The sequence below is a fragment of the Borrelia persica No12 genome, from assembly GCF_000500045.1.
GTDB classification, from domain to species: Bacteria; Spirochaetota; Spirochaetia; order Borreliales; family Borreliaceae; genus Borrelia; species Borrelia persica.
Genome location: NZ_AYOT01000126.1, coordinates 1 through 1,646, shown reverse-complemented (window position 1 = coordinate 1,646; position 1,646 = coordinate 1). Strand labels below are relative to the sequence as shown.

Sequence of the window (1,646 nt, the reverse complement as noted above, 5' to 3'; positions counted from 1 at the left end):
CGACATACATAAATGCGCTGTTAAATTTGGAGCAAGCAATAATTGATTATGGAATTGAGTACAACCTTGAAGACATTTTAGAACACTTTTTAAAGCAATTTGCAAATAGGTATAAACACAAAATATGGATGATGATGAAAAGGGAAGATGGGATAATAAGCGATTATGAAGTAATTTGGGAAGGTCGATTTAGAGACTGGTACTCAAACAAGTATAAAAAACGGCATGTTAAAAAAACTGTTTATGATGAAAGCATATGCATTGAAAAAAGTATTTCAAGAAAAGAAAGGGAAAAATCGTTAAAGAATGTGCGAATTTATAAAATAAGAGAAGCAAAGAAAAAAGTGGATCTGAAGAAAGAAGAGAAAAGCAAGCTAGAAAAAAAGAGACTGCAAGAATATTTGCAAAAGTTGTTTGCCAAAGAGGCAAAAGAGAGAAAAGAGAGGCTTAGGAGAGCAGAAAAGGAGCGAGCTCATTTAATGAACCGAATGAGAGAAAGCGTGTTGGTCAATTTGAAGAAAAATATGGGCAATAACGGACAATTGAACAAGAAAGATAGTTTCTTAAACAAAACGCCCCCAAACATTTTATCTGAGTCATTGTCAAGTGGGGATGTTGAACGTAAAGATGATTGTATAGGGTGTAGAACAGAAAATGAAATATTCCTTTTCGAAGTTAAGTGGTATTTAGTGAAGCTGAAGACAGACAGATATGTGTAAAGAACCGTTTCTTTAGACAGCATGGTTTTTGCAACCTTAAAGCAAGGTATAACAGACAATATTTATTCTTAGCAATAACCTGCATGAAATGTCTGATGCAGAATTATTTGATACATCACCTGTTATATTAACTTTGGCATTTCTTAAAATATCTTTCCCTCAAGCTATTCATTATGCTATTTTCTAAAGAACAATTTTTTACATAACCCGATTCTTCACCCTCCTGACTAAACATACCTACACTTTCATCAATTTCGGATAACAATATTTCATTTTCTGTTCTACACCCTATACAATCATCTTTACGTTCAACATCCCCACTTGACAATGACTCAGATAAAATGTTTGGGGGCGTTTTGTTTAAGAAACTATCTTTCTTGTTCAATTGTCCGTTATTGCCCATATTTTTCTTCAAATTGACCAACACGCTTTCTCTCATTCGGTTCATTAAATGAGCTCGCTCCTTTTCTGCTCTCCTAAGCCTCTCTTTTCTCTCTTTTGCCTCTTTGGCAAACAACTTTTGCAAATATTCTTGCAGTCTCTTTTTTTCTAGCTTGCTTTTCTCTTCTTTCTTCAGATCCACTTTTTTCTTTGCTTCTCTTATTTTATAAATTCGCACATTCTTTAACGATTTTTCCCTTTCTTTTCTTGAAATACTTTTTTCAATGCATATGCTTTCATCATAAACAGTTTTTTTAACATGCCGTTTTTTATACTTGTTTGAGTACCAGTCTCTAAATCGACCTTCCCAAATTACTTCATAATCGCTTATTATCCCATCTTCCCTTTTCATCATCATCCATATTTTGTGTTTATACCTATTTGCAAATTGCTTTAAAAAGTGTTCTAAAATGTCTTCAAGGTTGTACTCAATTCCATAATCAATTATTGCTTGCTCCAAATTTAACAGCGCATTTATGTATGTCG

General features: G+C 33.2%; 2 pseudogenes. One reads left to right on the top strand and one right to left on the bottom strand.

Annotated features, from left to right (window positions below):
• Nucleotides 1-719: pseudogene (locus U881_RS12630) on the top strand (hypothetical protein); the annotation flags it as partial.
• A gap of 127 nt (nt 720-846) precedes the next feature.
• Here the strand turns inward: U881_RS12630 and U881_RS12625 are convergent.
• A pseudogene (locus U881_RS12625) lies at nt 847-1,646 on the bottom strand (hypothetical protein); the annotation flags it as partial.